The 26,407-nt window shown below is 62.8% G+C and carries 31 protein-coding genes; 21 read left to right on the top strand and 10 right to left on the bottom strand.

Features of this window, described 5'->3' with window-relative positions:
- Positions 1–132 precede the first annotated feature (132 nt).
- Together ACEXP3_RS02055 and ACEXP3_RS02050 are read left to right on the top strand one after the other, a co-directional pair.
- Complete coding sequence (locus ACEXP3_RS02055; RefSeq protein WP_377295749.1) at positions 133–351, top strand: hypothetical protein; 219 nt, start codon at positions 133–135, stop codon at positions 349–351.
- A gap of 37 nt (positions 352–388) precedes the next feature.
- Positions 389–1,099 carry a nucleotidyl transferase AbiEii/AbiGii toxin family protein gene (locus ACEXP3_RS02050; protein WP_377295747.1) on the top strand — a complete coding sequence of 237 codons (711 nt, stop codon included), beginning with the start codon at positions 389–391 and terminating at the stop codon, positions 1,097–1,099.
- Positions 1,100–1,136: 37 nt separating this feature from the next.
- Here the strand turns inward: ACEXP3_RS02050 and ACEXP3_RS02045 are convergent, their stop codons facing one another.
- Positions 1,137–1,550 carry a MerR family transcriptional regulator gene (locus ACEXP3_RS02045; RefSeq protein WP_377295746.1) on the bottom strand — a complete coding sequence of 138 codons (414 nt, stop codon included), beginning with the start codon at positions 1,548–1,550 and terminating at the stop codon, positions 1,137–1,139.
- An 83-nt stretch (positions 1,551–1,633) separates the two neighbouring features.
- On the opposite strand from ACEXP3_RS02045, the gene ACEXP3_RS02040 reads away from it, so the two are divergent.
- The 3 genes from ACEXP3_RS02040 (at position 1,634) to dmeF (ending at position 3,996) form a co-directional block, all read left to right on the top strand.
- The gene (locus ACEXP3_RS02040) at positions 1,634–2,425 is read left to right on the top strand and encodes a cation efflux transmembrane domain-containing protein (RefSeq protein WP_377295745.1); all 792 of its coding nucleotides are present in this window, start codon (positions 1,634–1,636) and stop codon (positions 2,423–2,425) included.
- 131 nt (positions 2,426–2,556) lie between these two features.
- Positions 2,557–2,829 (top strand): Ni(II)/Co(II)-sensing transcriptional repressor DmeR, encoded by a 273-nt coding sequence (dmeR, locus tag ACEXP3_RS02035; protein ID WP_210103142.1) that lies wholly within the window; start codon positions 2,557–2,559, stop codon positions 2,827–2,829.
- Between the two features lie 60 nt (positions 2,830–2,889).
- Positions 2,890–3,996, top strand: a complete 1,107-nt coding sequence (dmeF, locus tag ACEXP3_RS02030; protein ID WP_377295744.1) for a CDF family Co(II)/Ni(II) efflux transporter DmeF — start codon at positions 2,890–2,892, stop codon at positions 3,994–3,996.
- A 47-nt stretch (positions 3,997–4,043) separates the two neighbouring features.
- On the opposite strand, the gene ACEXP3_RS02025 is transcribed toward dmeF, so the two are convergent.
- The 4 genes from ACEXP3_RS02025 to ACEXP3_RS02010 form a co-directional block, all read right to left on the bottom strand.
- Positions 4,044–4,322 carry a hypothetical protein gene (locus ACEXP3_RS02025; RefSeq protein WP_377295743.1) on the bottom strand — a complete coding sequence of 93 codons (279 nt, stop codon included), beginning with the start codon at positions 4,320–4,322 and terminating at the stop codon, positions 4,044–4,046.
- Between the two features lie 159 nt (positions 4,323–4,481).
- Positions 4,482–6,185 carry a GGDEF domain-containing protein gene (locus ACEXP3_RS02020; protein WP_377295742.1) on the bottom strand — a complete coding sequence of 568 codons (1,704 nt, stop codon included), beginning with the start codon at positions 6,183–6,185 and terminating at the stop codon, positions 4,482–4,484.
- A gap of 309 nt (positions 6,186–6,494) precedes the next feature.
- Positions 6,495–8,600: a S9 family peptidase gene (locus ACEXP3_RS02015; protein ID WP_377295741.1), complete on the bottom strand. Its 2,106-nt coding sequence runs from the start codon at positions 8,598–8,600 to the stop codon at positions 6,495–6,497.
- Between the two features lie 184 nt (positions 8,601–8,784).
- Positions 8,785–9,891 carry a hypothetical protein gene (locus ACEXP3_RS02010; RefSeq protein WP_377295740.1) on the bottom strand — a complete coding sequence of 369 codons (1,107 nt, stop codon included), beginning with the start codon at positions 9,889–9,891 and terminating at the stop codon, positions 8,785–8,787.
- Between the two features lie 347 nt (positions 9,892–10,238).
- On the opposite strand from ACEXP3_RS02010, the gene ACEXP3_RS02005 reads away from it, so the two are divergent.
- Complete coding sequence (locus tag ACEXP3_RS02005) at positions 10,239–10,628, top strand: DUF930 domain-containing protein (protein WP_210104101.1); 390 nt, start codon at positions 10,239–10,241, stop codon at positions 10,626–10,628.
- Between the two features lie 88 nt (positions 10,629–10,716).
- Here ACEXP3_RS02005 and ACEXP3_RS02000 read toward each other — a convergent pair whose 3' ends face one another.
- Both ACEXP3_RS02000 and ACEXP3_RS01995 read right to left on the bottom strand, forming a co-directional pair.
- A complete protein-coding gene (locus ACEXP3_RS02000) occupies positions 10,717–11,883 on the bottom strand; it encodes an AI-2E family transporter (protein ID WP_210103136.1) in 1,167 nt (388 codons plus the stop codon).
- Between the two features lie 67 nt (positions 11,884–11,950).
- The gene (locus tag ACEXP3_RS01995; RefSeq protein ID WP_377295739.1) at positions 11,951–12,820 is read right to left on the bottom strand and encodes a VOC family protein; all 870 of its coding nucleotides are present in this window, start codon (positions 12,818–12,820) and stop codon (positions 11,951–11,953) included.
- Positions 12,821–13,017: 197 nt separating this feature from the next.
- Here ACEXP3_RS01995 and ACEXP3_RS01990 point away from each other — a divergent pair, with 197 nt between their 5' ends.
- The 5 genes from ACEXP3_RS01990 to ACEXP3_RS01970 all read left to right on the top strand — a co-directional run bounded on the left by ACEXP3_RS01990 (position 13,018) and on the right by ACEXP3_RS01970 (position 15,627).
- A complete protein-coding gene (locus ACEXP3_RS01990; protein ID WP_377295738.1) occupies positions 13,018–13,428 on the top strand; it encodes a universal stress protein in 411 nt (136 codons plus the stop codon).
- Positions 13,429–13,595: 167 nt separating this feature from the next.
- The gene (gene trhA / locus ACEXP3_RS01985) at positions 13,596–14,264 is read left to right on the top strand and encodes a PAQR family membrane homeostasis protein TrhA (protein ID WP_377295737.1); all 669 of its coding nucleotides are present in this window, start codon (positions 13,596–13,598) and stop codon (positions 14,262–14,264) included.
- 85 nt (positions 14,265–14,349) lie between these two features.
- Positions 14,350–14,853 (top strand): GNAT family N-acetyltransferase, encoded by a 504-nt coding sequence (locus tag ACEXP3_RS01980; protein WP_377295736.1) that lies wholly within the window; start codon positions 14,350–14,352, stop codon positions 14,851–14,853.
- A 208-nt stretch (positions 14,854–15,061) separates the two neighbouring features.
- Positions 15,062–15,328: a type II toxin-antitoxin system ParD family antitoxin gene (locus ACEXP3_RS01975; RefSeq protein WP_377295735.1), complete on the top strand. Its 267-nt coding sequence runs from the start codon at positions 15,062–15,064 to the stop codon at positions 15,326–15,328.
- Positions 15,325–15,627, top strand: a complete 303-nt coding sequence (locus tag ACEXP3_RS01970; protein ID WP_377295734.1) for a type II toxin-antitoxin system RelE/ParE family toxin — start codon at positions 15,325–15,327, stop codon at positions 15,625–15,627. Before ACEXP3_RS01975 ends, ACEXP3_RS01970 begins: the two co-directional genes overlap by 4 nt.
- A 9-nt stretch (positions 15,628–15,636) precedes the next feature.
- Here ACEXP3_RS01970 and msrB read toward each other — a convergent pair whose 3' ends face one another.
- A complete protein-coding gene (gene msrB, locus ACEXP3_RS01965) occupies positions 15,637–16,044 on the bottom strand; it encodes a peptide-methionine (R)-S-oxide reductase MsrB (RefSeq protein ID WP_210103129.1) in 408 nt (135 codons plus the stop codon).
- 207 nt (positions 16,045–16,251) lie between these two features.
- Here msrB and ACEXP3_RS01960 point away from each other — a divergent pair, with 207 nt between their 5' ends.
- From ACEXP3_RS01960 to ACEXP3_RS01915, 10 genes are all read left to right on the top strand, one after another.
- Entirely contained in the window at positions 16,252–18,630 is a 2,379-nt protein-coding gene (locus tag ACEXP3_RS01960) for a putative monovalent cation/H+ antiporter subunit A (RefSeq protein ID WP_377295733.1), read from the top strand.
- Entirely contained in the window at positions 18,630–19,049 is a 420-nt protein-coding gene (locus ACEXP3_RS01955; RefSeq protein WP_210103127.1) for a Na+/H+ antiporter subunit B, read from the top strand. Before ACEXP3_RS01960 ends, ACEXP3_RS01955 begins: the two co-directional genes overlap by 1 nt.
- Positions 19,049–19,426, top strand: coding sequence for a Na+/H+ antiporter subunit C (locus ACEXP3_RS01950; RefSeq protein ID WP_210103126.1), 378 nt, complete (start codon positions 19,049–19,051; stop codon positions 19,424–19,426). The genes ACEXP3_RS01955 and ACEXP3_RS01950 overlap by 1 nt, the downstream gene beginning before the upstream one ends.
- A gap of 18 nt (positions 19,427–19,444) precedes the next feature.
- On the top strand, positions 19,445–21,037 hold the full coding sequence (locus ACEXP3_RS01945) for a Na+/H+ antiporter subunit D (RefSeq protein ID WP_377295732.1): 1,593 nt from the start codon (positions 19,445–19,447) through the stop codon (positions 21,035–21,037).
- Positions 21,034–21,507: a Na+/H+ antiporter subunit E gene (locus tag ACEXP3_RS01940; RefSeq protein ID WP_210103124.1), complete on the top strand. Its 474-nt coding sequence runs from the start codon at positions 21,034–21,036 to the stop codon at positions 21,505–21,507. The genes ACEXP3_RS01945 and ACEXP3_RS01940 overlap by 4 nt, the downstream gene beginning before the upstream one ends.
- On the top strand, positions 21,507–21,881 hold the full coding sequence (locus ACEXP3_RS01935; protein WP_377295731.1) for a cation:proton antiporter: 375 nt from the start codon (positions 21,507–21,509) through the stop codon (positions 21,879–21,881). Before ACEXP3_RS01940 ends, ACEXP3_RS01935 begins: the two co-directional genes overlap by 1 nt.
- The gene (gene mnhG, locus ACEXP3_RS01930) at positions 21,878–22,216 is read left to right on the top strand and encodes a monovalent cation/H(+) antiporter subunit G (RefSeq protein ID WP_377295730.1); all 339 of its coding nucleotides are present in this window, start codon (positions 21,878–21,880) and stop codon (positions 22,214–22,216) included. Before ACEXP3_RS01935 ends, mnhG begins: the two co-directional genes overlap by 4 nt.
- Before the next feature lie 417 nt (positions 22,217–22,633).
- Entirely contained in the window at positions 22,634–23,062 is a 429-nt protein-coding gene (locus ACEXP3_RS01925) for a Ros/MucR family transcriptional regulator (protein ID WP_210103121.1), read from the top strand.
- Between the two features lie 671 nt (positions 23,063–23,733).
- Positions 23,734–24,243 (top strand): helix-turn-helix domain-containing protein, encoded by a 510-nt coding sequence (locus ACEXP3_RS01920; RefSeq protein ID WP_377295729.1) that lies wholly within the window; start codon positions 23,734–23,736, stop codon positions 24,241–24,243.
- Complete coding sequence (locus tag ACEXP3_RS01915; RefSeq protein ID WP_377295728.1) at positions 24,236–25,189, top strand: DUF6456 domain-containing protein; 954 nt, start codon at positions 24,236–24,238, stop codon at positions 25,187–25,189. The genes ACEXP3_RS01920 and ACEXP3_RS01915 overlap by 8 nt, the downstream gene beginning before the upstream one ends.
- A 111-nt stretch (positions 25,190–25,300) precedes the next feature.
- Here ACEXP3_RS01915 and ACEXP3_RS01910 read toward each other — a convergent pair whose 3' ends face one another.
- Both ACEXP3_RS01910 and ACEXP3_RS01905 read right to left on the bottom strand, forming a co-directional pair.
- Positions 25,301–25,735 carry a SufE family protein gene (locus ACEXP3_RS01910; protein WP_377295727.1) on the bottom strand — a complete coding sequence of 145 codons (435 nt, stop codon included), beginning with the start codon at positions 25,733–25,735 and terminating at the stop codon, positions 25,301–25,303.
- A gap of 204 nt (positions 25,736–25,939) precedes the next feature.
- Positions 25,940–26,374, bottom strand: a complete 435-nt coding sequence (locus tag ACEXP3_RS01905; protein ID WP_377295726.1) for a DUF5330 domain-containing protein — start codon at positions 26,372–26,374, stop codon at positions 25,940–25,942.
- Positions 26,375–26,407 lie beyond the last annotated feature (33 nt).

Genomic DNA, 26,407 nt, shown 5'->3' with positions numbered 1-26,407 from the left:
TACCGGTAGGCCCAAAAATACATGGCAGCGATGGGTGCGTGTACGATCATCATGGCGGGATTGATGCGCCGGATTAGGGTGGATGTCAAGGGGGTGCTGACTTCGCCCCGGATCGATGATAGGATATGTGCCATGAGAGCGGAGTTGCAGTATATCGTCCCTGACGATTTTCCCGAGCTGAAACTGTTGGCCTGGAGCCGGGATCCGCAGCGTCCGCTGCCCGCCGCCGAGGCCTTTGCGCTTTACGAGCGGAACTGGCGTTTCGTCGATCGCCAGCGGCTGACCGACAGGGAGAGCGGTCTCATTCGCGACCTTGCCAACCGGTTCGGCCATGGCCGGCTGCTGATCTGATCCACATCCTTCGTCGGCCTATGCCGGAAAGCTGCCCGTGACAGAGTTTCATCGCCCCGAGCATATGGTGATCGCATCTCTCCTGCGGGCGCTGGATCATGACCTCCTGATGGACTGCCGGTGCTGGTTCGGCGGCGGCACGGCAATCGTCCTGACGCATGGAGAATATCGTCGGTCTCTCGACGTCGATTTCCTCTGCGCCGACCGCGACGGCTATCGGCAGTTGCGCAGCCGCTTTCTCGAGATGAAAGACGGAACGTTGTTTCCCTCCACGGTCACGCTGTTGCGTGAGCCGATCGCCGATACCTATGGGATCCGTACCCTTCTTGACTATCAGGGGCTGGTGCTGAAGTTCGAAATCGTCCGCGAGGGGCGTGTCGATCTCAGCGGCAGCCGCCACGGTCTGCTGCATGTGCCGACCTTGTCGCTTGACGACATGTTTACGGAAAAGCTTCTGGCCAATGCCGATCGCTGCTACGACCGGGCGGTTGCTTATCGGGATGCGATCGATCTTGGCCGCCTCATTCGCATGCATGGGACCATTCCGCCGGTTGCGCGTGAAAAGGCTGAGGATGCTTACGGCGCCGATATCGGCCGCAAGCTGAGGGGCATCGTCCACCACCTTGGCCAGAACCCAGGCGAGGTGGCATATGCCGCAACGACGCTGGACATGGATCCGGCGGTTGCGCTGGAGGCCATTGCGGCCCTGAGGCAAGAGGTGGACGCGCATTTCCGCGATGCTGATTGACGGGCTCTGACGCCCGGCTGCGCCGCTGCGAAAAACCTCAATGCTCGTGGTCGCACAGGCCATGATCCGACAGCGCGCGGATCACATAGCAGTCCTCCACCGTGTGGCCGGAGCAGTGGGAGACGATGCGTTCCAGTTCGTGTTCCAGCTTCTTCAGCCGGTCGATCTTGTCGCGCACGTCTGAGAGATGTGCAAGCGCGATGCGGTCGGCGCCCTCGCAGGCGTCCTTCGGGTGGTGGCTGAGTGCGATCAACTCGCGGATGCGCTCGATCTCGAAGCCTAAGTCGCGGGCATGGCGGATGAAGGCCAGCCGTTCGAGATCCGTGCGGCTATAGCGGCGCTGGTTGCCGCCGGAGCGTTCGGCCGCGGCCAGCAGTCCCATCTGCTCATAGTAGCGGATGGTCGGCACCTTGACGCCGGTGCGTTTGGAAAGTTCGCCAATCGACAGCATTTTTAAAAATTCCGCTTGAACCTCTAGTGGCTAGAGCAATTATGTAGGCTGTCACCACGAGAGATCAAGCAAAAGGTGACATCATGAGTGCGTCCTGCGGGCATCATCACGGCACGTTCGAGGGGCTTTCCGACGATTATCGGCGCCGTCTCTGGGCGGTCATCATCATCAACGCGGCAATGTTCTTCGTCGAAATGACGGCCGGCCACATGGCCCGCTCGCAGGCGCTGCAGGCCGATGCGCTGGATTTCTTTGCCGATGCCGTCACCTACGGCATCTCGCTTGCGGTGATCGGCGCGTCTCTCAAGGTGCGCACGCTGGCCGCCGCCGCCAAGGGTGCGAGCCTGTTCTTCATCGGCCTCTGGGTGTTCGGATCGACCGTCTACCGCGTCTTTGCGGTGGGGGTGCCGCAGGCGGAAGTGATGGGCGTCATCGGCTTTCTGGCGCTCGCCGCCAACCTCTTCAGCGTGCTGCTGCTCATCAACTACAAGGATGGCGATGCCAATGTGCGCTCCGTCTGGCTCTGCTCGCGCAATGATGCGATCGGCAATGTCGTCGTCATGCTGGCGGCAACAGGCGTCTGGGGCACGGCGTCGGCCTGGCCGGATCTGGTGGTTGCCGGCGTCATGGCCGGGCTTTTCCTGACCTCGGCGGTGCAGATCGTGCGCCAGTCCTGGGCAGAGTGGACAGCCAAGGGCAGCATCGACCCGAATCTCGATCCGCATGACCATGGCAGCGAGGCTGCCGGCCATGCCGATGCCTGCTGCGCCGGTCATGATCATGCCGGCCACGATCATGCCACCCACAATCACGCCAGCCACGATCATTCAGGTCACGCGCGTGCCGGCCATGACGGCCACGCCCACCAACACTGATCAGCTTTGCCCCGGCAGCCAGCGCCTCTCCCTCATCGGGGGAGGCGTTGCCGTTTGCGGGTGAGGGGAAAATCCTTGCGCGGTCTGATCGGGCTGATAGGGTAGGGGGGTATATTATTGGAGAAGGCCGCATGTCCCACACCATTCGCGATGGCGAAAAGCTTCTGGCGCGGGTGCGCCGCCTGAAGGGCCAGATGGAGGCCGTGGAGCGGGCTCTCGAAGCGGAAAAGCCGTGCGGGGAAGTGCTGCAACTGCTCGCCTCCATTCGCGGCGCGCTGAACGGCCTCACCGGCGAGGTGATGCAGGCGCATCTGCACGAGCATGTGCTGCATGCCGGCGACGAGGTCGAGCGGGCCCATGCTGCCGAGGAACTGGCCGCCGCCTTGCGCAGCTATATCCGCTGACGCCCTGTCCGTGCCCGAACCTCACCCATTCAATCCGCGCTCATGTCCGGAGAACTGCCCATGAACTCCACCCCGCACACGCACCGGCCGGAAGCCTCCCGGAAGTTCGATCCCGCGTCCCACGACCACGTCTTCCTGGGCGAGGACCATGACCGCAATGCCAAAAAGGTCTGGCTGGTGATCGGGCTCACCACCACCATGATGGTGGCGGAAATCGTCGCCGGCACGCTGTTCGGCTCCATGGCGCTGCTGGCCGATGGCTGGCACATGTCCACCCATGCCGGCGCCATGCTGATTGCAGCGCTTGCCTACTGGTATGCGCGGCGCGAGGCTGAGAGCGGCCGCTTCACCTTCGGCACCGGCAAGCTGGGAGATCTGGCCGGTTTTGCCAGCGCCGTCGTGCTCGCCCTGATTGCGCTTCTGATTGCCGGCGAAAGCCTGGTGCGGCTCGCCGATCCGGTGGCCATCGAATTCAATCAGGCCATCATCGTCGCCGCCCTCGGGCTTGGCGTCAACCTTGTGAGCGCCCGGCTGCTGAAGGACGATCATGCCCATCATCACGGCCACGCCGAAGATCACGCCCACGACCACGCCGATGATCCTCATGCGTCCGCCCCACACCGCGATCACGGCGGCCACCACGGCCACCACGGCCATCACGGTCACCATGGGCATCATGGCGCCGCCAGGCCCGGCGACAACAATCTGCGGGCGGCCTATCTCCATGTGCTGGCGGATGCGCTGACCTCTGTTCTGGCGATCGTCGCGCTGTTTGCCGGGCGTGCCTATGGCTGGATCTGGCTTGATCCGGTGATGGGGATTGTCGGCGGGCTGGTGATTGCCCGCTGGTCCTTCGGGCTGGTGCGCGATACGTCGTCGGTTCTGCTTGATGCCGTGCCGGGAAAAGGCAGGCTTGCCGACCAGATCCGCGCCCTCGTGGAAAATCCTGATGAGAGGATCACGGACCTGCACGTCTGGCAGGTGGGGCCGGGCCATCACGCGGCCATTCTTGCGGTCTGCGCCCGCGAACCGCTGCAGCCTTCAGTCTACAAGGAAAGGCTGCGGGATCTCGAAAGCCTGTCGCATGTCACCGTGGAGGTGACGCGGATTTCAGACGATGGGGAGGTTGGTGGCGTGCCGGCCGGTGGGGTCCTGCAGCCGGGATGACGCGCCGCAGGCCGGGGCGACCGGTATCCGCCAAGGCCTGTCTTCAGTCAGAATTCGGAATAGACGTCTTCCACCTGCGCCACCGATGGCGCAGGGGCCTGGTGGATCGAGGAGGCGTCGGCTGCATCCGTTCCGGCACGCGCGTTTTCGACCATCCAAAGCGCGTTGGACAGCGAGGACGACAGAAGCGTGCTGCTGCCGGTGAGCGCTGAGGCGGAACGCTTGCGCGTTTCCGGCTGGCTTTGTGCGGGTTCTTCGGTCCGGCGGTCGACACCATAGGTTCGCCCGGAATATCCATACCCGCTCAGTCCGCTGTCAATCTGCATGGCGGTCTGTCCGTGGTTGTTATCGTTAAGAATGTGTTAATGGATCAAGCTTGTGCGAGGCTTGCGGGTGCTTGCAAACGCAAGGAAGCGGCCATTGACAGGCGCTCGCTTCTGACGGTTGCGCGGCCTGCTTCGCCAGGATCGGTGAGGGGCGGGCGATCAGCCGGATGCGGCAAGGGTGGCTGCGGCATCGTCGTTTATCATGGCGAGTGCCGGCACCACGGACAAAGCCGGGCCGCACACCGGCTCGGCGGCCGGTTCTTCATCGCCGTGGATGCAGTAGCAATCGCGTCCCGTCGCCTTGGCGCGGTAAAGCGCCATGTCTGCGGCCTTCACGGCCTCGTCCATGGTGGTTGCGCCACCGGCAGACAGGAATATGCCGGCGGAGAAGGTCAGCTTCGCATCGTCGAGACCGGCAAGGCTTGTCCGGGCAAGGCTTGCCTTCCACTGTGCGCAGCGCGCTTCCACCTCAAGGCGGCTGGTCTGCGGCATCAGCACCAGAAACTCCTCGCCGCCCCAGCGAAACAGGCTGTCGAGGGGCCCGAGCTTCTCCTGCAGAAGGCGTGCAAACACCTGCAGCACCTGGTCGCCGGTCTGGTGGCCGAAGCGGTCGTTGAACGACTTGAAGTGATCGATGTCGACAATGGCAAGGGCAAGCAGCGGAGACGCGGCCGCTTGCTGTCCCGCCGGCACCGGTTCGACAGGCTGCCGCATCGCCGCCGGCAGAATGTCCTGGGCATGGCGGCGGTTGTAAAGTCCGGTCAGGTGGTCGCGGATGGCCTCTTCGCGCAACAGCGCCTGCAGGCGCAGATTGTCCGAAAGCCGCTCCTCCAGATCGCGCGACAGATCTGCAAGCCGCAACTGGTCGGCCTTGCGCAGCGAAATATCGCGCATCACCAGCATGCGTCCGCCGATGCGGCCCCAGGGCCTCAGCGAATGGCAGGAGAGTTCGTAGGTGCAGCCATTGCTGGAGAGTTTCAGCTCGTGGCGTTCGCCGTCGCCGTTTGCAAGGGTAAAGAGAAAGCGGGTGATTTCAAAAGGTTCGCGCAGGAACTTGCCGATTGGCTGAGCCGGAATTCCGGGCAGGCGTGCCGCCGCGGGGTTGAGTTCCAGAATGCGCCCCGCCTCGTCCAGCACGATCACCGGATCGGGCAGAAGCGCAAAGATCGCATCGCGGCCGATGGGCGGCAGCACAAACAGCCGGCCGAACAGCTGCGCCCCCAGCATGAAGGCACCGGTGCCGGCAAACACGAAGGGCGTCGGGTCGTCGTTGAACAGCATGAAGCCATAGGCCGTGTAGGACACATTGGCCGTTAGCGGTAACAGCGCCGACATCAAAAGCGCCCAGAGCTGCCAGCGATGAATGCCGCGCGAGCGCAAGGTCAGCACGATGCCGGAGCAGCAGGAGATCGCCATGGCGGAATAGGCAACCAGCATGGCCAGGGAATAGACCCAGCCGTGGCGGTAGAGCATGCTGGCTGGATCGATCAGTTCGCGGTAAAGCCCATGGTGCCAGTCATTGGTGAGCGCCATGACGCAGAAGAAGACCGCGGTGACGGCAATGGCCAGCAGCTGCCACGGCTTTTCCGAATCACGGCCGCGCGCATAGGCCAGGAAGCTCAGGGACCAGAACAGCGGCGTGCCCGTGATGCCGAGCCAGGTGAGCTTCAGGAGCAAGAGCTTGGTTGAAAAATCCTCGACGCTGTGGCGCAGCAGGACGCAGCTCATCCACCAGAGCGCCATCAGGATCGACAGGGCAAAGGCCTTGCGCCCCGGTGCATTCGGCGCACGCAGTGTGCCGGCAATGATCACCAAGCCCATCACGATCGCTGCGACAAGCAGCCAGATCGAAACACCACCCAAAACCTTGAACCCCGCCCTTGTCCAACCGTTGATCCGGTCGTGTCTTGCCAGCCCTATAGCACGGCCGATGAATCACTGCATGATTTGTTGGAACGTTGCCGAGTACATGCCTCGGCGATGGCTGTGTCAAGACAGGTGTCCTTGCGGCACAGGGTGCCGGATCGGCAAGGTTGCAGACAGGTCGTCAGCCAAGCGTAGGGCGTGTGTCTCAGGGCGGACGGGTGGCCGCGGCCACCTGTCCCGGGGCGAGAAAAATGGTCGTTCGGCGGTTCGGCCGGTGGCGGGCGCCACCGGCTGCTGTGGTCCGGATTACATCCGGCCGGCCACCTTCAGGGCAAAGGCATATTCGAAGGCGATTTCCTCCAGCCGCTGGAAGCGGCCGGATTTTCCGCCATGGCCTGCCGCCATGTTGGTCTTCAGCAGGTAGGGGCCAGCCTCCGGGGCCTTTTCCCGCAGCTTGGCCACCCACTTCGTCGGTTCCCAGTAGGTCACGCGCGGATCGGTGAGCCCGGAAATGGCGAGAATGGGCGGGTAGGATTTTGTTCCTACGTTGTCATAGGGCGAGTAGGCCGCGATCCAGCGGTATTCCTCTTCCGATTCGAGCGGATTTCCCCATTCCGGCCATTCCGGCGGCGTCAGAGGCAGCGTGTCGTCGAGCATGGTGGTGAGCACGTCGACAAAGGGCACGGCGGCGATGATGCCGGCAAATTTTTCCGGCGCCATGTTGGCAATCGCCCCCATCAGCATGCCGCCGGCAGAGCCGCCCTCGGCAATGATGTTGTCATAGGCGGTAAAGCCTTCCGCCACGAGATGGTCGGCTGCGGCAATGAAGTCCTTGAAGGTGTTTTCCTTCAGCGCCATCTTGCCGTCTTCGTACCAGGAAAACCCCTTGTCCTTGCCGCCGCGCACATGGGCGATGGCGTAGACGAAGCCGCGATCGGCCAGCGACAGGTTGTTGGTGGAAAACGAGGCGGGAATGCTGATGCCATAGGCGCCGTAGCCGTAGAGCAGGCAGGGCGCGGAGCCGTCGAGGGGCGTGTCCTTGCGGTAAAGCAGCGAGATCGGCACCAGCGCGCCGTCATGCGATGTTGCCATCACCCGGCGCGTCACATAGTCGTCCGGATTGTGGCCCGAGGGCACTTCCTGCGTCTTCAAAAGCGTGCGCTGGCGCGTCGCCATGTCGTAGTCGAAGAGCTGCGAGGGCGTCGTCATCGAAGAGTAGGAAAAGCGGATGACGTCGGTGTCGTATTCGGCAGCGCCCGACAGGCCGAGCGAATAGGCCTCCTCGGCAAAGGCGATCGAATGCTCCTCGCCACTCTTTCGGTCGCGGACGACGATGCGGGGCAGGCCGTCGCGGCGTTCCAGCCAGACGAGGTGGCGGGCAAAGGCCATGTGGGAAAGGATCAGCCGGCCCGGCTCGTGCGCCACCAGATCCTTCCAGTTCTCCTTGCCCGGCGCCTCGAAGGGGGCCTCGACGATCTTGAAGTCCTTGGCGCCATCGGCATTGGTGAGGATGTAGAAGACATCGCCGCCCTCGGTCATCGAATATTCGATGCCCTCTTCGCGCTCGGCCACCAGAACCGGTTCGGCGGTCAGATCCTTTGTCGAGAGAATGCGGTATTCCGACGTCTCGTGGTCGTGGATGTCGATATAGATGACATCGTCGAGCAGCGAGCCGCCGACGCCCATGAAGAAGCCCGGATCGGCTTCCTCGAACACCAGCCGGTCGGCCGATTGCGGCTCACCGATAATGTGATGGAAAACCTTGGAAGGACGGTGGTTCTCGTCCTGAAGCGTATAGAAGAAGCTTTTGCCATCGGGCGCCCAGACGCCGCCGCCGGCGGTGTTTTCGATGACATCCGGCAGATCCTCTCCAGTCGAGAGGTCACGCACCCGCAGTGTGAAATATTCCGAACCCTTGTCGTCATAACCCCAGATGCCGAGCGCATGGTTGGAGGAATGGTCGATGCCGGACAGGCGGAAATAATCCTTGCCCGTCGCCTCGCGGTCGCCGTCGAGAAGCAGTTCGCGGTCGCCACCGTCGCGGGGCGTGCGGAAGTAATGCGCCTGCTCGCCGCCGGTCACAAACAGCGTGCCATAGGCATAGGGCCCATCCTTCATCGGAACCGAGCTGTCATCCTCCTTGATGCGGCCCTTCATCTCGGCAAACAGCGTCTTCTGCAGATCTTTGGTATCGCCGAGTGCTGCTTCCATATGGGCGTTTTCCGCCTCCAGATGGGCGCGGATCGCTGGATCGAGCAGGCTCGGATCCTTGAACATGGCCTGCCAGTTGTCGGCGCGCATCCAGGCATAGTCGTCGGTGCGGGTGATCCCGTGATGGGTATCGCTCACCGGCTTCTTCGGGGCATTCGGCGGGGTGGGGAGGTTCTGGAAAACGGCTTTGGAACGGGCCAAGGGACACTCCGGCATCAGGGATCGGGAGAGCCAGAGATAGGCGGGGCGGACACGAAGGGCAAGGCGCCCGCTGCTGCCGCCGGCCAAAAGCATGGCCGGCTGTGTCGGGTAAGGAGATTTTTTTCAAGCGCGGCGGCTGCCGGCCTCCGGCTTTCATGAAGGTGCGGGAGGCCGGCATTTCGCGTTACTTCCAGTTCATGTGATCGGGCGCGGTACAGCCGAAGGGCGCCCGCTCGGAGCCGAACCGGCTCTGCAGCCGCTCGCAGCCCCAGCGGTTGATCGGCGCAGGCATCATGTGGTTGATATCCATGCCCGGCGAATTGAACTGCGAGGGCGAGGCCAGCACATACCAGAGCCAGTAGCCGATGACGCCGACCAAGATCATCAGGAGGACGCCGAAAAACACGCCGATGCGCTGGCCGATCGTCTGTCCCGGTTTGCGGTACTGCTTCGTCTGCGACAGCTGCACCGGTTGTTCGGCCGTGTCGCCGATCTCTTCGGCGCCGATGAGGGCGCGACGCTCCTGGTCCGTGAGGTCGATGCGCTTGAGGTCGCTGTCGAGGAGAACGGGAAGCGGCGCTGCCGGATGGCGCACGGCAAGCGCCACCGGCGTGTTGCCTTCCTCGCCGATGATCAGCGGTTCCTCGCCCCGCGCGAACCGGGTGTTGGCGACCCGGCCGGTCTTGTCCGCCGCCAGCCGGTCGGCATAGGCCACGGCAAAGCGGCCGTTCTTGCGCTGTACGGAGGTGAGGAGCACCGGAATGGGCGTAAGCAGAGCCGGCGTGGCTATGCGCCGACGTGTCGCGGCTGCGCGCAACGCCTGCAGCACAAGCGCGATGATGCCGAACACCAGCAGGAACAGCAGGATCGCAAAGCTGATGGCGCGGTTTGCCAGCTTGTCGAGACCAAGGCTCAAGGTGGCCAGCGCCGGATTGTCGCCAGAGACCACCACCTCCGTCTCGTAATCGCCGGAATGGAGATCGACGAACATGATCTCCACATCGCTTTCTTGACGCTTCCCGTCCCGGTCATAGACAAGGCCCGCCTTGCAGGTGGTGAAGACCGCCTTCCGCGTGGTGCATTTGCCGTCGACGATGGTTGCATTCTCGACGACGACAGGATTACGGCTGATCTCGTAATCGCGCAGCAGGCCGGGGCCTTCGCTCACCACCATGAAGACGATGAGTACGATGAGGACGGGCGTCGCGAAATAGCTGGCAAGGGGGATGGAAACGGCGCTGCGGCTGAGCCGCAGCGGGCGCGAGGGAAGGTCCGGAATATGAACTGTCATAGGTCTGGCCACGAATATGCAGCAGGGAAAGCTCCCCGCGAGAAGGGCATGACCCGGCCTGAACGGCAGCCGGGCGGTTGTGTGCAAAGGCAGGAGCGGCGGCATATAGAGGCACAACCGGTGATCTCAATATGGCCGTCTTTGTATTCCATTCGGCTGAAATAAGACGTGTCGTCCGGCTGTCCGAGCTGGCGGCGCGCCGTAAGCGGGCTCTGCCGGACCTCTTGCAGTTTCCGGTGCAAAGCGGGTGTCAAGGCGGGAATTCTCGCTCCGGTGGGTGGTCAAGCGGCCATCGCTTTCCTAGTTTCCCCCGCGTCCGACCTCTATTGGATGAGAATGCCATGACAATGACCGCAAGGATCGTCCTCCTGACGATCGCATCTTTTGCCGCCCTTCCAGCCCATGCCATCGACAGCCGCATTGCCCGTCAGCTCGATGCCCTGACGCCGGAGGAGCGGCGCGAGCAGCGGTGCGATATCGAAGCGATGAACCGCATCGCCAAGGAGGAAGCCGGCTTCAAGCCCGACAAGGTGATCGCCTACACGTTTGGCGACACGATCGAAAAAGGTGACCTGATCCGCGCGCCCGGTGCGGTGTTTCGCAGCGGCGGCGACTGGTATCGCCTGAAATACAAGTGCCAGACGGCCAATGATGGCCTGGCGATTACCACCTTCGACTACAAGGTGGGCTCGAAAATTCCGCGCGACCAGTGGCCGGAATATTATCTCTACGACTGAGCTCTGCCGCCTCAGGCAGGGGCACGCAAAACGAAAGCCCGGCGGTCCATCTGGATCGCCGGGCTTTGTCGTCGAGAGATTTGTCGTCTCAGGCCGGCAGTTGCGGCACGGTCTTGCGGTCGGGAAACAGCTCGTTGAACATGGTCATCATGATGAGCAGGATGGGAAGGGCGAGCATCGCGCCGACCGCCCCCCACATCCAGGTCCAGAACAGGATGCCGACGAAGACCACGAAGGGGTTGATTTCCCATTGGCGGCCCATGACGGCCGGAAACAGCAGGTTTTCCATCACCAGGTGGACGAGGAAGAATATGGCTGCCGGCAGAAGCCCAATGATCAGCGTGTCATGGGTGATGATGCCCGCAATCGCAACCGACAGCGTCATCACGGTAATGCCGAGAAACGGGATGAAGCTCGACAGGAAGGCAAAGACGCCCCAGAGCAGCGGCATGGCAAGCCCGCCCGCATAGGCAATCAGCGTCATGACCACGCCAAGCCCGAGATACATCATGCTGGCGGTGGCAAAATAATAGCCGAGCACTTCTTCCACCGCATTGAAGATGCGGATGGCGAGCAGGCGCTGGCGGCGCGTCGGGAAGGCCATGATGATGGTGCGGCGCAGGCGCAGGCGTCCATAGAGGAAGAGCAGCAGGGCGGCAAAGAAGATCAACCCCTGCACGATCGCCGGCGTCAGGTTGGCCGACAGCACGCTCAGCACATTGCCGCTGTTTTCGAGGAATTTGTCCATCGACATCGGGCCGCTGTTGAAGCTTGCCGGCGTGATGTTCAGCCAGTGATGACGCTCCAGGAAGGGTGTCACGCGATCCAGGGTTTCCTGCACGACGCGCGGCCCGTCCTGGATCAGTGTGCCGACCGGCTCGGCCAGTGCATTGGCGAGGAAAAACAGGCAGGCCATGACCAGCGTCGACAGGATAAGGGCAATGCCGAAACGGGGAATGCCGAACTCGCCCATGCGGTCCGCCACCATGCCGAGGATCATGCCGATGACGATGGCAAGCGCCACCGGCTTCATCACCAGCGACAACTGGTGGATGACGGAAAAGCCGATGACGAGGAAAATACCGATCACCGCCCAGGCCTTGGCCACTTCCAGCGCATCGCGGCCAAGCGGCATGAATTCGGTGGTGTCGCTACTGTATCCGGCGATTTCGTCCTGGCGCGCACCTTCGTGCTCGATCGTGCGCCGCTTGCTCTTGACGTTCTGCCTGCCCTGTCGGGCCGCTATGGTTGCCATGTTCGGGATCCCTCTTGCGCGCCCTCAACGCGCGAGGGTTGCAGCGGTTCCAGAGGCTGCGAAAGGTTCAGGCGGCAAGCGTGAGACCGATCCCCCAGGGATCGACGAGCGAGAGGCCTTCGGCGCTGCGGCTGGTGGCAATCTCCAGCTTTTCGAGCGCCTGGCGGGCTGTTTCAAGCGCTGCCTTGTCTTCGAATTTCAGCGTGTAGCCGGCAAGGCCGCTCATCGTCTTCTGCCGGGTACCGGCGCCGCGGCTGTTCCAGATATTGGCCGCGACATGGTGGTGGTAGCCGCCGGTTGCAAAGAAGCTGGCGCCCGGATATCGCGCCATGATCTTCAGTCCCAGCACGTCGCGGTAAAAGGCGTCGGCTTCCGGAATGGCGCCCACCTGCAGATGGATATGGCCGATGGCGGTGCCCGCCGCCATGCCGGCCCAGCCCTCCTTGCGGGCGCCGTCGTAGAGCGCCTGCAGGTCGAGCCGGTTGGTCGCCATGGTCACCGTGCCGTCCTGCTGGTAGGACCATTCGAGCGGCGCGCGGTCGCGGTAGATCTCGATGCCGTTGCCTTCCGGGTCCGACAGGTAGATCGCTTCGCTCACCAGATGATCGGAGGCGCCGTCGAGGCGCACGCCGTGATGCACCGCATGGGCAAGCCATGCGCCGAGCTCGGCCCGGTCCGGCACGAGGAAGGCGGTGTGGAACAGGCCGGCGGCGTTGCGCGGGGCGCGCGCGACGTCCTTGCCCGTCGACAGCGTCAGGAGCGGCGTGCCATCCACGCCGAGCACCGTGCCGCTTGGGGCTTCCTCCAGCACCGACAGGCCGATGATCTGGCGATAGAAGGCGGCCGTGCGGTCGAGATCCGTCACCTGCAGATGGGCCGTGCCGACATGGGCAGGGCGGGTGAGGGCAAAGGCTTTGGCAGCGGCGGTCTCGGTCATGCGGCAGGTCTCACTCGAGAGAGGGTCAGCCTTCACTATGCCTGCTCACCGTCGTTCACGGAAGATCCCGAGTGGAAGACGAATCGTTCAGCAATAGAGAACGGTCTTCGCGGGGACGTTTCCCGATGTTTGACTTGGCTCAAGGCGCAGGCATGCAAGGCGCGCAAGATCCCGGCATACAGTCAAGGGAGCGAACCATGTACCAATCCATCCTCATTGCCGTCGATGTCGCGCAACTGGAAAAGGCCGAGCGGCTGATCGTCAAGGCGGCGACGCTGGTCGATGCGGGCGGCAAGATCACGCTCGTCAATGTGGTGGAGGAGGTGCCCGGCTATCTCAGCATCGACATTCCTGCCGATCTGATGGGACAGGCGCGGGCCGATGGCCAGGCAAAGCTGACGGCCCTGCGTGACAAATTCGGTCTGAAGGCACAGGTCGAGATACGGCAGGGCGCGCCCGCCCATGAAATCCTTGCCGCCGCATCCGCCAACGACGCCGATCTGATCATGCTCGCCTCGCATGTGCCAGATTTTTCCAACTACCTGATCGGGGCAACGGCCGACCGTGTCGTGCGCCATGCCCGCTGCTCGGTGCTGGTGGAGCGCTGAACGGCAGACCCTTCATGACGGCATTATGAAGACAGCCTGAAAGAAACCTCACGGTCTGTTGAAGTGTCGTAAACGCTGATTACCGAATGTGATGGCGCCGGTCGCGCCGCGCCGGTTGCGTCTTTGGCCCCCGACCTTCATGGTGGGGGCAAGGAGACCTGGCATTCATGAGCGACCTGTTGCGATTCGGACGGACCTATGATTTTCACGAGATCGTTGCCGATGGCGTTGTCCACGGCATCGGCATCGTGCTGGCGCTGATCGGTGCAACGGCGCTCATCTTCTATGCGACCGTCTGGTCGAGCCATGGCGAGCTGTTTGCCGCCTGGACCTACGGGATCGGCCTCGTCCTGTGCCTCTCCGTGTCGTTTACCTATAATATCTGGCCGCATTCGCGCACCAAATGGCTGCTGCGGCGCTTCGATCATTCGGCGATCTTCGTGCTGATCGCGGCCACCTACACGCCCTTTCTCGAGCGTGGTTCGTCCGATCCGCTGGTCTTCTTCATGCTGATCTTCGTCTGGGCGGTGGCGCTGTTCGGCATCACGATCAAATGCGTCTTTCCCGGCCGCTTCGACCGGCTGACGATCCTGCTCTATCTCGGCATGGGCTGGAGCGGCGTGGTGGTGATCTCCCCCTTGTCGGAACTGCTGCCGTCGATCACGCTGTGGCTGATCGTGGCGGGCGGCATCATCTATTCGCTCGGCGTGATTTTCCACGTCTGGGAACGGCTGCGCTTCCAGAACGCCATCTGGCATGCCTTCGTCATCGCTGCCGCCGCCGTGCATTATTCGGCCGTCATCACCTGCTTCAGCCTGCCGTCTCCCACCATCTGACCGGAGCGGTTCTGCCGCACGCCGCTGGACGCGCGGGCGGATCGTCTGCTATGGGAGACGATCCGTAAACGATAGTGGACACCCCATGGCGGCCGACCTTCTCATCCGCGACGCGACCCCGGCAGATCTCGACGCGATCCGCGACATCTACAATGATGCAGTCGCCAACACGACGGCGATCTGGAACGACACGCTTGTCGATTTGGACAACCGGCGCGACTGGTATGCGGCGCGCATGGCGCGCGGCTTTCCGGTTCTGGTGGCAGAGGTGGACGGGGTGATTGGCGGTTACGCCTCCTATGGCGACTGGCGGGCCTTCGAAGGCTTTCGCCATACGGTGGAGCATTCCATCTATGTCGAGAAGGATCACCGGGGCCTCGGCCTTGGCCGGCAGCTGATGCAGGCGCTGATCGTGCGCGCCACGGAGCGCCAAATCCATGTGATGGTGGCCTGCATCGAGGCAGAAAACCACGCCTCCATCAGGCTCCACGAAAGCCTCGGCTTTCGCACCACCGGCACGTTTTTCGAAGTGGGCACCAAGTTCGGCCGCTGGCTCGATCTGACCTGCATGGAGAAGCGACTGGGCTGATCAGGGGGACGAGGCGTCCCGTAGTTTCATTGACGGGGTGCACAGCGCGGTGCACGAGCGCTTTGACGCTATTGCCTTTGGTGTTACGCTTGCTCCCAGCGGATCGGCGCGAAAATCCAATCGATTTTGAAAGCACGATGCGTGAGTGAGAATATCGGACCGACCTTTGCGCGTCAAAAACGACGTCAGGCGCTCTGAGGAGCTTCAGATGAGCATCAAGGCAGATCTTGGTCCACCGCTGGAAGACTTTGTAGCCTCCCTCGTCAGGGAAGGGCGGTTTCGCTCGCGCGACGAAGCGCTTCAGGAGGGCGTCCGGTTGCTGGAGATGCAGGAGAAACGTCTTTCAGAGCTTGATGCTGCCATCGCGGAGGGGATTTCCGACGCAGAAGCCGGACGCGTCACCGCGTCTGCGGATATGCGGGCCCATTTTCGCGCGAAACGGCGCCAGAGCGCGGTCACCCGGACAACCCGATGACGGTCGTCTTTTCAGATCGTGCCAGAGACGATCTGGAGACAATCTGGCAGGCGATTGCTCACGAAAATCCGGGCCGTGCGACGAGCTTCGTCGAAGAACTGATCGATCTTGCGGAAAGCCTCGCCACGATGCCTTTTCGCTTTGCCGAAGTCAGGCGCTATTCGGCAAGCGGCATTCGCCGCGTGCCGCACAGCAATTATCTGATCTTCTACCGGGTGTTGGCCGATCGCATCGAGATCATCCATGTGCTGCATGCGGCCCGTGACATTGACCGCATGCTGTTTGGCGAAGGCGAGTGAGCCGCCACTTCACACCGGCTCGAACACCATCGAATGGCCGTTGATGCAGTAGCGCAGGCCGGTCGGTTTCGGGCCGTCCGGGAAGACGTGGCCGAGATGGCCGTCGCAGGTGGCGCAGCGGATTTCGGTGCGCACCATGCCGTGGCTCATGTCCTTCAGTTCCACCACCGCATCGGGTGTCACCGGCGCAAAATAGCTTGGCCAGCCGCAGCCGGAATCGAACTTCGTATCGGAAATGAACAGCGGCGCGTCGCAGCCGGCGCAGCGGTAAAGACCCTTGTCCTTGCTGTTCCAGTAAGGACCCGTAAAGGCTCGCTCCGTGCCCTGTTGACGCAGGATGCGGTATTGCTCGGGCGTCAACTGTTCGCGCCACTCCGCATCGCTCTTTTCAACCTTGGTTGTGTTGATGTCTGTCATCGGTCACTCCTGTTTGTCTTGATATAGGCGTTCACGGATCGATCAAAAAGGTGGTGTTTCCGTCGTTTTTCATCGAACAAGCGTTGAGGCTGGCAAACCCTTGGCTTAAGTAGGGCCACGCTGTCTCGGTCCGGTTGCCTCTCGCTGCCCGGTTGCGGAGATTGAAAGCATGATGCCGCGTGCCGACAGGAGGCCGATATCGCCGCAATGACCATGGTCTGTCTGTTTCTGCCATTCGTCGCGGCGCTGGCTGCTCCTTTTCTGACGCGCGCGCTCGGCGCGAATGCCGCCTGGGTTCTGGCGCTGGCGCCGGCCGTCTCCTTCGCCTATTTCACCGGATACCTTCCCGAAATTGCCGCAGGCGAGGTGGTGACGGGCGGCTATGCCTGGGTTCCGAGCTTCAACCTGTCGTTTTCCTGGTTCATCGACGGCCTGTCGCTCACTTTTGCGCTGCTCATCACCGGCATCGGCACGCTGATCGTGCTGTATTCCGGCGGTTACCTGAAGGGTCATCCGCAGCAGGGCCGGTTCTTCGCCTTTATCCTGCTCTTCATGGGCGCCATGCTGGGCGTCGTCGTCTCCGACAGTTTCCTGATGCTCTTCGTCTACTGGGAGCTGACCTCGATCACCTCCTTCCTGCTGATCGGCTTTGATCACACACGCGAAGCAGCACGCCGTTCGGCGCTTCAGGCGCTGGTGGTGACCGGCGGCGGCGGGCTTTGCCTGCTCGCCGGCCTCATCTTTTTGTGGAACATCACCGGCGTCACGCAGCTGTCGCTCATCGTCCACCAGGGCGATGTGGTCAGCCAGAGCCCGTTCTATCTGGCAGCCCTTCTGCTGGTGCTCGGCGGCTGTTTTACCAAGTCGGCGCAGTTTCCCTTCCATTTCTGGCTGCCGAACGCCATGGAAGCGCCGACGCCCGTGTCTGCCTATCTGCATTCGGCGACCATGGTGAAGGCCGGCGTCTATCTCCTGATGCGGCTCAACCCGACGCTCGGGGGCACGCCCGCCTGGGAAATCCTTCTGCCCTTCTTCGGCGGCGTGACGCTGATCGTCGGAACGTTTCTCGGGCTTCGCCAAACCGATCTGAAGCTGATGCTCGCCTATACGACCATGGCCTCGCTCGGGCTTCTGGTGATGCTGACCGGCTTTGATTCCGAACATGCCATTGCAGCCGCCGTGCTCTATCTGGTGGCGCATTCTCTCTTCAAGGGTGCGCTGTTCATGGTGGCGGGCCTCATCGATCACGAGACCGGCACGCGCGACGCGACCAGATTGTCGGGACTTGCGAAGGCCATGCCGATCACTTTCGTGGCGGCCGTTCTGGCAGCGCTGTCGATGGGCGGACTGCCGCTGTTCTTCGGCTTCCTTGCCAAGGAAGAAATCTATCATGCGCTCTATGCCGGCGACCTGCGCTCCATCCTCTTCACCACGGTTGCCGTCATCGGCAACGGGCTGATGTTTGCGCTCGCCTTTGCCGTCGGCCTGAAACCCTTCATCGGCAAAAAGCGCGAAACCCCGAAGCACGCCCATGAGGGGCCGGCGCTCCTGTGGATCGGGCCGCTGGTGCTTTCCGCCCTCGGCCTGCTGGCGGGCGTCTTTTCAAGCTTTGCGCACCGCTTCGTCTCTTCGCCCATGGCAAGCGCCGTCAAGGGCGTGCCGGTCGAAGTGACGATCTCGACCATTCCGCATTGGGGGGCAGCCCTTGCGCTGTCGCTGGTGACGGTTGCCTTCGGCCTTGTCGTCTATCTGCAGCTTGCCCGCATCCGCGCCCTGATGGTGCGTTTCATCGATGCGCTGGGGCCGGGGCCGGACCGTGGTTTCGATGCGGCCATCGCGGGCCTGGTGAAGCTTTCGGTCAAGGTGACGCGCTTTGTCCAGCCCGGACGCCTCGAGATCTATGTGACGGCGACCTTCCTGCTTCTGGCGCTCACCCTTCTCGTGCCACCGGTGCTTTATGGCGAACTGCCGGCCATGCCCTCCTGGCCGGGCGACATGATGGTGCAGGAATGGGCTTTCCTGGCGATTGCGCTGATCGGGCTTGTCGCGGTGCTGCGCGCCAGCAACCGGCTGACGGCCATCGTCTCGCTCGGCATCCAGGGTTTTGCCGTGGCCGTCATCTTCCTGCTGTTTGGCGCGCCGGACCTGTCGTTCACGCAGTTCATGGTGGAGACGCTGTCGGTCGTCATTCTGGCGCTTGCTATGACGCGGCTTCGTCTCCTGCCGTCGGATCACCGGCCGATCGGCCAGATGCTATGGGATGCAGCGATCGCCATTGCCTGCGGGCTGGGCTTCATGCTTCTCCTGATGAAATCCGTCGAGGGCGTCTTCAACACGGCGCTCACCGATTTCTTCAACACCTATTCGAAGGTGATCGCCCACGGCGCCAATGTGGTCAACGTCATCATCGTCGATTTCCGCGGCACGGATACGCTGGGCGAGATCGCCGTGGTCATGGTGACGGGACTTGCCATCCTGGCGCTCATCCGTGTGCGCGTCGGTGCACAGAAGCCGGCCGACAACGATCCGGATGCCCATGAACCGGACCATAGACCAGAGCCGGCCGGGCAGGCGGGAGGACGCTGATGAACACGCTGATCTTTCGCACCATCGCGCCATTTCTCACCGCCCTGATGCTGGTCTTTTCCGTCTTCGTGCTGTTGCGCGGCCATAACGAGCCGGGCGGCGGCTTTATCGGCGGGCTGATCGCCGCCTCTGCCTTTGCCATCTACGGGATTGCCTATGGCGTGGCCGCCGTGCGCCGGGCCCTCTGGTTTCATCCGATGGCGGTTGCCGGCTTCGGGCTTTTCGTCTCGACCCTGTCGGGCCTGCTGTCGATCCTTGCCGGCGTGCCCTTCATGACGGGCCTTTGGATCACACCGCATCTGTTCGGCGTCGAAATCGCGCTGTCGAGCGTTATGTCCTTCGATATCGGGGTTTATCTCGTCGTGGTCGGCGCCATCACCTCGATTGCGCTGGCGCTTGAAGAAAAGGAGAGCGATTGATGGAGTTTCCGCTCGCCATCCTGGTCGGCACCTTCTTTTCCGCCGCCATCTATCTGATGTTGTCCAAACATTCGGTGCGCATGCTGCTCGGCATCGCCATTCTAGGCAATGCCGTCAACCTTCTGCTGTTTACCGGCGGGCGGCTGACGCGCGAAGTGCCGCCGATCATCGGGGCGGGCATGGAGACGCTGCCGGCCGGTGCCGCCAATCCGCTGCCGCAGGCGCTCATCCTGACGGCCATCGTCATCTCGTTTTCCTTCTTTGCCTTCCTGCTGGTGCTGACCTACCGCGCCTATCAGGAGCTTGGCACCGACAATACCGACGAGATGCGGCTGGCCGAGCCGAAGGATGAACCCATGCCGCCCATCGGCTACTGAGGAGGTTTTCACACACCCATGGCTGCCACGCCTTCGACGCCCGTCGACCTGTCTCTCGCCTTCGTCCTGACGCCGCCGCCGCTCGGCAACTGGCTGGTCATTCTGCCGCCGGTGCTGATGATTACGCTCGGCGCCGTGCTGATGATGATGCGCCACGCCACCCGCCTGCACGGGCTGGTGGCCGTGCCGGGCCTTGCGGCGCTGGTGGTGCTGGATGCGCTTCTGTTGTGGAAGGTCGCGGTGGAGGGACCGATCACAATGGTGATGGGCCGCTGGCTGCCGCCCTTCGGCATTGCCTTTACCGTGGATGTGTTCGGGGCACTGCTGGCGCTCGTCTCGGCCATGGCCGCCCTTGCCGCGGGCATCGCTGCCCTCTCCGACATCAGCGAGACGGGACGTCGCTACGGCTTCTTTCCCTTCCTGATGCTGTTGATGGCGGGTGTCTCCGGCGCCTTCCTGACGGGCGATCTGTTCAACCTCTATGTCTGGTTCGAGGTTCTGCTGATCTCCTCCTTCGGTCTCCTGATCCTGGGATCGGAGCGCGAACAGATCGATGGGGCGCTGAAATATGCCGTGCTCAACCTGCTCGGCACGACCTTCTTCCTGATTGCCGTCGGCTATACCTATGCGATCTTCGGCACGCTCAACATGGCAGATCTTGCGGTGCGGGCGCGGGAGATGTCCGGCGCGCCGCTGATGACGCTTGCCGGGCTGTTTCTTCTGGCCTTTGCCATGAAGGCGGCCGCCTTTCCGGTCAATTTCTGGCTGCCGGCCTCCTATCACACGCCGCGTATCACAGTGTCTGCGCTGTTCGGCGGACTTTTGACCAAGGTCGGCATCTATGCGCTGATGCGGGTGATGATCATGCTGTTTCCGGTGCAGCATGAGGCCTGGAGCTTCGTGATCGGCGTGGTGGCGTTTCTGACCATGGTGCTGGCAAGCCTTGGCATGCTGGCGCAGAACGATCTGCGCCAGCTCGCCGGCTATGCCGTCATTCTGGGCATCGGCAACATGCTGGCCGGCATTGCGACGGGCACCGTGTCCGGGCTGGCCGGTGCCGTGCTCTATGCGCTGCATTCGATCCTCGCCATGACCGCGCTTTATCTAGCCGTCGGCCGCGCTGCGGCGCTCTCCGGCCAGTTTACCCTCTCGTCGCTTGGCGGGCTTTATCAGCGCGCGCCGGGCTTTGCCTTCGTCTCGCTGGCGCTGATGCTGGCGGTTGCCGGTCTGCCGCCGTTTTCCGGGCTCTGGCCGAAGATCATGCTGGTGAAGGCCTCGATCGATATCGGCGCCTGGTGGCTGGCGGCCGGCATTCTCGTGTCCGGCTTCCTGTCGACGGTCGCGCTGGGGCGCGTGTTTCTCATCGCCTACTGGCGACCGGCCCCGGCGCAGGCTGAGGGGAAAATGCCGGCGGCGGCGGCCGGGCCGGATCGCCCGGGCGGTAGCGCCGGCTGGCTCTCCTTCGGGCCGCTTGTCGGCCTCACCGTGATCATCACCCTGTTCGGCCTGTTTCCCGAAGCGCCGATGTCCTTGTCGCAGACGGCGGCGATCGGGCTCATGGAACCGGCCGCCTATATCGGCTCGGTCTTTCCCGCAGGAGGGCGCCCATGACCGCCTTTACCATGAATGTTGTCTTTGCTGTGGTCTGGGTGGCGGTGAGCGGCAGCGCGACGCTGCTCAATTTCGCCTTCGGCTTCCTCATCGCCGCGCTATCCATCGGCCTCATCCGCGAGCAGGCACAGGGCGTCAGCTATCTGAAGCGCATCCGGCGCATCGTCTCATTGCTCATTCTCTTCCTCAAGGAACTGGCGCTGTCGGCCTGGAAGGTCGCCGTGCTCGTCACGCGGCCAAAGCTTGACGTGAAGCCCGGCATCTTTGCCTATCCGCTGACGGTGGACCGCGATTTCGAGATTACGCTTCTTGCCAATCTCATCACGCTGACGCCCGGCACGCTGTCGGTCGATGTCTCGTCCGATCGCCGTTTTCTCTATGTGCACGCGCTCGACTGCTCCGATGTCGAAGGCACCAGGCGCGACATTCGCGACGGCTTCGAGGCCAAGATCATGGAGGCCTTCCGCTGATGACCGAACAGGGTCTGCTGACCGCCGCCATCTTTGTCGCCAACGGCCTGCTGGCGCTGTCCTTCCTCTTTACCGTGGCGCGCGTGGTGCGCGGCCCGACGCTCGCCGACCGGGTGGTGGCGCTCGACATGCTGGTGGGGATCGCCATCGGCTTCATTGCGCTCATCGCCATCAAGACCGGCTTCGTGCTTTATATCGATGTTGCAATAGCCCTTGGCCTTGTTGGCTTCCTGGCGACAGTCGCCTTTGCCCGCTTTATCCTGTCGCGCCGCACCGCCGACGAGGAGGGAGAGGCGCACGGCCGCCCGCTCGACGGCGGATCGGCCGGTTCTCCGGCGCCGGATCGCGTCAAAACGATACAGGATCACAGATGATAAGCTGGTTCTTTACCTTTCTGACAGTCCTTTTGATTATTACTGGCGGTTTGTTTGCGCTTGTTGCCTCCATCGGGCTTTTGCGGCTGCCCGACGTCTTTTCGCGCATGCATGCCGCTTCGAAGGCGGGAACCGTCGCTTCGGGGCTGTTGCTGATTGCCGTTGGCGTTCATTCAGGCGATATATCCATATTTGTCAGAGCCTTGGCCGGCTTCGTCTTCTTCATCCTGACAGCCCCGATATCGGCCCATCTGCTCGCCCGCGCCGCCCATCACGTGGGCTATCCGCTGCATTCCTCGACGGTGATCGATGAACTGAGGAATGGCTCCCCTTGATTATCGGGGGTCCTGACACAATTACTTGTTCCCTCCCGCTCCTGTCCGATAATCAATCAGTAAGTGTGGAGAACGCCCGCTCATCTCCACAATAGAGCAAATATTCGAAGATTGTATTTGGACTTTGCGGCAAACAATGTTAATCGCATGTCAGTAGAGCACGAATATCGATGACATTCGCCGTGCCTCTCTCTGCGGAATTGGCATCCTGCGCGATGGTCTGAAGCAAAGACGAGGCCTTCAAAAGGTCGATATTGCCGAAAACGTTGGTAAGAACGGCCGTATCAGTCGGGATCTAGGGGTGGATCCCGCTTCCTGCGGGAAGAACGGAACGCGGTTCAGGCCTTTCCAGCGTCGCTCTACGGAGTTTGTGTATCAAGGTGATACAACTCCAGTGGAACGAACAGGAGATAACACATGACAGAATCAATTGCAGGCAAGGCGTCGGATCTTCTCGTTGAACTGACCGCCGATATTGTTGCTGCTTATGTCAGCAACCACGTTGTACCGGTCGGCGATCTGGCCGGCCTGATCTCGGACGTTCATGGCGCATTGAACAATACGGCATCGCCGGTTGCGGTTCCCGCCACCGTCGAAAAGCCGAAGCCGCCCGTGCCGATCCGCAAGTCGATCGAAGACGACTACCTGATCTGCCTGGAAGACGGCCAGAAGTTCAAGTCGCTGAAGCGCCACCTGATGACCCATTACAACATGACGCCCGAAGAATATCGCGAAAAGTGGGGCCTGCCGTCCGACTATCCGATGGTGGCACCGGCCTATGCCGAAGCCCGTTCGCGCCTTGCCAAGGAAATGGGCCTCGGCCAGCGCCGCAAGCGCGCCAAGTAAGTCGTGCCAGTAAACAGCGCCCAATAACCGCGCTGTTTTTGACAATCGCCGGTGCTGGCTCTGAAGCCAGCACACGGTTCTCTTCCGCCGCATGCGAGATTTTTCGCACGTCGCGCGCCCGGACCAGGCAAACTGGCCGGCGAGATTTTTGGCGAAGTCGGTCCAGCAGTGAAGGCGGGCGGCACGGTCGTGTACACCGCAGGTCAGCATGCTCCGCTCGCTGGTCGTTGTCCTGACGACGGCTCGTTCTACCTCATTGTCTTTGCGCACCAGCGCCCTTGCCGCAACGGCGGAAGCGGCCGGCATCGAACGGTTGATACATCTGCCGCGTCCAGCCCGCTCGTCCCTTTGTCGTGCCTGCCGATCCCTTGGGCAGTGCCCGTTCCCGCTCCGTTGCGCCTCACGTTCGATTGATGGCCGAGGGCCGCCAACGGCTTGACCGTGCGGTCCCGCGCCCCCACGGCGGGCCCTGTGCCTACTGATCCGGACGAGAGGGAGAAGAGCGGCGATCGCGGAGGTGGCTTGCGAGGGTGAGGAAAATAATCCCATACTTTTCACGCGCCGGACGAAATAGTTCACGAAAAACAATGGGAAATTTCAGAGCAGGGCTTTCGTTCATCCCCGCTCTGTGCATAGGGTGTATGAATTAATTCCTATCAAAGGAGTTGTTCATGTCTCTTGAAGCAAAATCGGAGGCCTTTGTCTCCCCCCGCCCTGGCCCGCCCGTTCCCCATGGCGGTGCGGCTTTTGCCATCCCCGATGAGGGGCCGGTGTCTGATCTTGCCGGCCAGGCGCGCGCAGAAAGCGATGCGACTGGCCTCTCGGATCCGGTGCCGCTTGCCGTGCCCTCTGCCATGCCGCCGCAGCGGGCCTGCGGCGTCGTGCGCCACCTCGTCGGCGAGGTGCTGATGCTGATGGGCGACCGCCCGCAGATGCGGCGCGACCGTCGCCGCGCGCTCATCCATATCCGCCAGATCTCGATGTATGTCTGCCATGTGTCGCTCGGCATCCCGCAGAGCGAGATCGGCGAGGCCTTCGGGCGCGATCGCACCACCGTCGGCCATGCCTGCGCCGTGGTGGAGGAGCGGCGTGAAAATGCCGCCTTCGACGATTTCGTCGCCACCATCGAGCGGATCGCGAACGCCATGTTCGGGTTGAGCGAGGTGCCGCGGCATGACTAGGCGAGGAGACGCGCCCGAAAGCGGGCTTTTGCAGCCGAGCCGCCCGCTGTTGCGCCTCCTGCGCCAGGTCTCGCGCGGCACCTGCAGGATCGAGGCGGGCGAAGGGACAGCGGAGGTGATCCTCTCGCGCGGCGATGTCCGTCACAGGCATCCCGCGCGGCTGATCGAGGCGGCGGTGACGGCAGGTCTTGCCGAGCGGCGGGGCACGGAACTTCTCCGCCGCCCCGAAACCCTGACCTATCTGCGCCGGCATCTCGGTGATCCGGGCTATCCCGGCGCGGACCAGACGACCGCGGCGCATGCCACGGGGAAACACTCTGCCGGGACGTCCCGCAGCAGGGCCGTGAGCGGACGCCCGCCCAAAAGCCTGACGGCGGACATCTCTTCCGAAACAGCCAAAAATCTCTATGGCGACCAGCACCGCGATATCGTTCCCGACACGGTGGCGCTGGACGACGGGCGGCGCGAAACCGTGCGGCGCAACCGCCTGGAATCGCCGCTGTCAGCGCTTGTTCGTCTGAAGGACCGCGACGGCGCGCCGTTTCTGAGCGCCGATGCTATCGCCGCCGGCGAGCGGCTGGCGCGCGATTTCGACCGCGGCCATCTGCAGCCCGGCATCACCGCCCGCTGGGAGCCGCGGCTGTCGGTGCGCGGCAAGGGCGGGGCAGGGGGCAAGGTGGAGCTTGCCGAAAGCGCCATGGCGGCAAGGGCGCGCGTCAACCGCGCCATCGATGCCATGGGGCCGGAGCTTGCCGGCGTGGCGCTCGATATCTGCTGCTTCGAAAAAGGGCTGGAACTGGTGGAGCGGGAGCGCGGCTGGCCGGTGCGCTCGGCAAAGCTGATGCTGCGCACCGCACTTCTGGCGCTTGCGCGCCATTATGCGCCGCCACCGGTGCGGACCGGCACCCGCAGCTGGGGTGCGGACGGTTTTCGCCCGCAGCTTTGACGGCAGGAGCGTGACGGGCCGCGTGAGGGCGAGTGGGATGAAGGCGGTGGAAGAGGTGTCGAAGGTCGGGAGGGCCGGGGCGGAAGGGCGCGCACCGGCCGCATTCCACTATCAGGCGGCCGCTGCCAGCCGGGCTTCGTCGCGAATGCGCTTCACCATCGAACGCAGTCCGTTCGCCCGCTGCGCCGACAGGTTTTCCACGAGCCCGATGCGGTTGAACGTGTCGATGACGTCATGCTCGGCGATCTCGGAGGCATGCTTGCCGGAATAGGCGGCCAGCACGATGGCCACCAGACCGCGCACGATATGGGCGTCCGAATCGCCCTCGAAAGTCAGAATGGGATCCTCGCCTTCGCCGCGATGGGATACGAGCCAGACCTGGCTTGCGCAGCCGTTCACCTTGTTCTGCGCCGTCCGCTTGTCCTCGGACAAGTCCGGCAGCGCCTTGCCGAGCTCGATCACATAGCGATAGCGGTCTTCCCATTCCTCCAGATAGGCGAAATCGTCGATGATCTGGTCGATGCCAGGAAGGGAAGCGGTCGTCATGCAAGGCTCCAGCTTTGGGCGCACCCCTTCACGCCGCATCGGGCGGAACGGGCCTCAGTCACGTCACGGTCCCAAGTGGAAGGCGTCGCCGCAGGATGGCTGCGCGGTCTTGGGTTTGACGTTCATATAGGCACCAAAGCCTGAGACGGAAATGAAAAAGAGGAAAGCTGCGCCGAAGGGCGCGATATGGGCGACGCGCGTTCCTTAGTGCAGCGGGCGCTTCAGCGGCACCGGCACGGAACCGGTCAACAGGCCATCGCCGGTCGCGGCCGCCTGGCCAAAACTCTGGTTGCTCACCAGTTTGTCGGGCATGGGCTGGCGAACGGCCTGGCCGCGGGCATCGGGCTTGGCGGTCTCGCCGCTGGAGAACTGGCTGTCGAGCAATTCAAAGGCAACGCGGGCGCCTTCCTTGGCGCGGTAGCCGAGAGCGGTGAAGGTTTCGGCACCTTTTTCGCAGACATCCGGCTTCTGGACGCAGAGCGCGCTGACATAGTGATAGGCATCGGTTAACGCAGACAGCGTGTCGGTCAGCGGAACCGGCTTCTCGTCGGGCGCAGCGATGTGCGGGTTCGTGCTGAAATAAGACAGCACCACCAGACCCATCGCAAAGAACACGCTACCCTTGATCAGAAACCACATCCGCCTTCACCTGCCCGCTTCAGAAGCCCTCCG

Origin of the sequence: Neorhizobium fuzhouense (genome assembly GCF_042611105.1) — a bacterium.
In the GTDB taxonomy this organism is placed as follows: Bacteria; Pseudomonadota; Alphaproteobacteria; order Rhizobiales; family Rhizobiaceae; genus Neorhizobium; species Neorhizobium galegae_A.
This window is presented reverse-complemented; position numbering and strand designations above follow the sequence as displayed.

Coding starts and splice junctions, on each gene's coding strand:
- ACEXP3_RS02055 (WP_377295749.1), top strand. CDS start 133: ATGAGAGCGGAGTTGCAGTATATCGTCCCTGACGATTTTCCCGAGCTG.
- ACEXP3_RS02025 (WP_377295743.1), bottom strand. CDS start 4,322: ATGCAGATTGACAGCGGACTGAGCGGGTATGGATATTCCGGGCGAACC.
- ACEXP3_RS01975 (WP_377295735.1), top strand. CDS start 15,062: ATGAGCATCAAGGCAGATCTTGGTCCACCGCTGGAAGACTTTGTAGCC.
- ACEXP3_RS01980 (WP_377295736.1), top strand. CDS start 14,350: ATGGCGGCCGACCTTCTCATCCGCGACGCGACCCCGGCAGATCTCGAC.
- trhA (WP_377295737.1), top strand. CDS start 13,596: ATGAGCGACCTGTTGCGATTCGGACGGACCTATGATTTTCACGAGATC.
- ACEXP3_RS01910 (WP_377295727.1), bottom strand. CDS start 25,735: ATGACGACCGCTTCCCTTCCTGGCATCGACCAGATCATCGACGATTTC.
- ACEXP3_RS01925 (WP_210103121.1), top strand. CDS start 22,634: ATGACAGAATCAATTGCAGGCAAGGCGTCGGATCTTCTCGTTGAACTG.
- ACEXP3_RS02000 (WP_210103136.1), bottom strand. CDS start 11,883: ATGGCAACCATAGCGGCCCGACAGGGCAGGCAGAACGTCAAGAGCAAG.
- ACEXP3_RS01935 (WP_377295731.1), top strand. CDS start 21,507: ATGACCGAACAGGGTCTGCTGACCGCCGCCATCTTTGTCGCCAACGGC.
- msrB (WP_210103129.1), bottom strand. CDS start 16,044: ATGACAGACATCAACACAACCAAGGTTGAAAAGAGCGATGCGGAGTGG.
- ACEXP3_RS01950 (WP_210103126.1), top strand. CDS start 19,049: ATGGAGTTTCCGCTCGCCATCCTGGTCGGCACCTTCTTTTCCGCCGCC.
- ACEXP3_RS02010 (WP_377295740.1), bottom strand. CDS start 9,891: ATGACAGTTCATATTCCGGACCTTCCCTCGCGCCCGCTGCGGCTCAGC.
- ACEXP3_RS01915 (WP_377295728.1), top strand. CDS start 24,236: ATGACTAGGCGAGGAGACGCGCCCGAAAGCGGGCTTTTGCAGCCGAGC.
- ACEXP3_RS02045 (WP_377295746.1), bottom strand. CDS start 1,550: ATGCTGTCGATTGGCGAACTTTCCAAACGCACCGGCGTCAAGGTGCCG.
- ACEXP3_RS01990 (WP_377295738.1), top strand. CDS start 13,018: ATGTACCAATCCATCCTCATTGCCGTCGATGTCGCGCAACTGGAAAAG.
- ACEXP3_RS01905 (WP_377295726.1), bottom strand. CDS start 26,374: ATGTGGTTTCTGATCAAGGGTAGCGTGTTCTTTGCGATGGGTCTGGTG.
- ACEXP3_RS01955 (WP_210103127.1), top strand. CDS start 18,630: ATGAACACGCTGATCTTTCGCACCATCGCGCCATTTCTCACCGCCCTG.
- ACEXP3_RS01920 (WP_377295729.1), top strand. CDS start 23,734: ATGTCTCTTGAAGCAAAATCGGAGGCCTTTGTCTCCCCCCGCCCTGGC.
- ACEXP3_RS01945 (WP_377295732.1), top strand. CDS start 19,445: ATGGCTGCCACGCCTTCGACGCCCGTCGACCTGTCTCTCGCCTTCGTC.
- dmeR (WP_210103142.1), top strand. CDS start 2,557: ATGTCCCACACCATTCGCGATGGCGAAAAGCTTCTGGCGCGGGTGCGC.
- ACEXP3_RS01995 (WP_377295739.1), bottom strand. CDS start 12,820: ATGACCGAGACCGCCGCTGCCAAAGCCTTTGCCCTCACCCGCCCTGCC.
- ACEXP3_RS01960 (WP_377295733.1), top strand. CDS start 16,252: ATGACCATGGTCTGTCTGTTTCTGCCATTCGTCGCGGCGCTGGCTGCT.
- dmeF (WP_377295744.1), top strand. CDS start 2,890: ATGAACTCCACCCCGCACACGCACCGGCCGGAAGCCTCCCGGAAGTTC.
- ACEXP3_RS02040 (WP_377295745.1), top strand. CDS start 1,634: ATGAGTGCGTCCTGCGGGCATCATCACGGCACGTTCGAGGGGCTTTCC.
- mnhG (WP_377295730.1), top strand. CDS start 21,878: ATGATAAGCTGGTTCTTTACCTTTCTGACAGTCCTTTTGATTATTACT.
- ACEXP3_RS02005 (WP_210104101.1), top strand. CDS start 10,239: ATGACCGCAAGGATCGTCCTCCTGACGATCGCATCTTTTGCCGCCCTT.
- ACEXP3_RS01940 (WP_210103124.1), top strand. CDS start 21,034: ATGACCGCCTTTACCATGAATGTTGTCTTTGCTGTGGTCTGGGTGGCG.
- ACEXP3_RS01970 (WP_377295734.1), top strand. CDS start 15,325: ATGACGGTCGTCTTTTCAGATCGTGCCAGAGACGATCTGGAGACAATC.